The sequence below is a fragment of the Alcaligenes sp. Marseille-Q7550 genome (assembly GCF_965112015.1).
This window is the reverse complement of sequence record NZ_CBCOPU010000016.1, coordinates 1-1442: the sequence shown is the minus strand read 5'-3', so window position 1 is coordinate 1442 and position 1442 is coordinate 1. Positions and strand designations below refer to the sequence as shown.

At 62.7% G+C, this 1442-nt stretch carries 1 protein-coding gene and 2 pseudogenes; 1 reads left to right on the top strand and 2 read right to left on the bottom strand.

Features of this window, described 5'->3' with window-relative positions:
• Positions 1–34: 34 nt before the first annotated feature.
• Both sufC and ACWPWO_RS18740 read right to left on the bottom strand, forming a co-directional pair.
• Positions 35–814, bottom strand: a complete 780-nt coding sequence (sufC, locus tag ACWPWO_RS18745) for a Fe-S cluster assembly ATPase SufC (protein WP_394065688.1) — start codon at positions 812–814, stop codon at positions 35–37.
• Between the two features lie 13 nt (positions 815–827).
• Positions 828–1052 (bottom strand): annotated as a pseudogene (locus ACWPWO_RS18740) (SufD family Fe-S cluster assembly protein); the annotation flags it as partial.
• A 15-nt stretch (positions 1053–1067) separates the two neighbouring features.
• Here ACWPWO_RS18740 and ACWPWO_RS18735 point away from each other — a divergent pair.
• Positions 1068–1442, top strand: a pseudogene (locus ACWPWO_RS18735) (Fe-S cluster assembly protein SufB); the annotation flags it as partial.

Below are 1442 nucleotides of genomic sequence, written 5' to 3'. Positions count from 1 at the left end.
TGGGCAGCGAAATCATTCACCCAATCCGGCAGGCTCATACGGCAGCTCCTTTGGCGGCCTCGTCGGCCGCGGCCTGTTCCAGCACCCAGCCGTAGCCGCGCTCTTCCAGCTCCAGGGCCAGCTCGCGGCCGCCCGAGCGGATGATGCGCCCGCCCGCAAGCACGTGCACGAAATCAGGCACGATATAGTCCAGCAGGCGCTGGTAGTGAGTAATGACCAGCAGCGAGCGCTCGGGCGAGCGCAGGCGGTTCACGCCGTCGGCCACCACGCGCAGCGCGTCGATGTCCAGGCCCGAATCGGTCTCGTCCAGAATGGCCAGCTTGGGTTCCAGCAGGCTCATCTGCAGCACTTCGTTGCGTTTTTTCTCGCCGCCCGAAAAACCTTCGTTCACGGAGCGGTAGAGGAATTCCTCGCGCATGCCCACAACCTTCATTTCCTCCTTGACGCGCTTGAGGAAATCCATGGCGTCCAGTTCGGGCAGGCCCTGGTGGCGGCGCACGGCGTTGACCGAGGAGCGCAGGAAGTAGGCGTTGGACACGCCGGGGATCTCGATGGGGTACTGGAAGGCCAGGAACAGGCCCGAACGGGCGCGTTCCTCGATCTTCATCTCCAGCAGGTCCTGGCCCAGCCACTGGACCGAGCCGCCCTCGATGGTGTAGTCCTCGCGGCCGGCCAGCACCTGCGACAGCGTGCTCTTGCCCGAGCCGTTCGGGCCCATGATGGCGTGGACTTCGCCGGGGTTGATCTGCAGGTTCAGGCCCTTCAGGATGGGCTTGTCTTCGACCGAGGCGCGCAAATCTTTAATCGTCAGCATTTCATTGTTCTCCTTAACCTACACTGCCTTCCAAGCTGACGCCGAGCAGATTCTGTGCTTCGACTGCAAACTCCATGGGCAATTCTTTGATCACTTCTTTACAAAAACCGTTCACGATCATGGACACGGCGTCTTCGGCGCTCAGGCCGCGCTGCATGGCGTAGAACAGCTGGTCCTCGCCGATGCGCGAGGCCGTGGCCTCGTGCTCCACGCTGGCCGTGGGATTCTGCACCTCCAACGTGGAGTTAACCGAATGAGTACCGTCAACGAACACCTGGACACCTTCCTCGACCGCGAGTACGAGGCGGGCTTCGTCACAGAGATCGAGTCCGAAACCATCCCGAAAGGCCTGAGCGAAGACGTCATCCGCTTCCTGTCCGCCAAAAAGCGCGAACCGGAATTCATGCTCGAATGGCGCCTGGCCGCCTATCGGCAGTGGCTGACCATGAAGGAGCCGACCTGGTCCATCGTGGAGTATCCGCCCATCGACTTCCAGGACATCAGCTACTACTCCGCGCCCAAGAGCAAGGCCGACGGCCCCAAGAGCCTGGACGAGGTCGACCCCGAACTGCTGCGCACCTACGAAAAGCTGGGCGTGCCGCTGCACGAGCGCGCCCGCCTGGCCGGC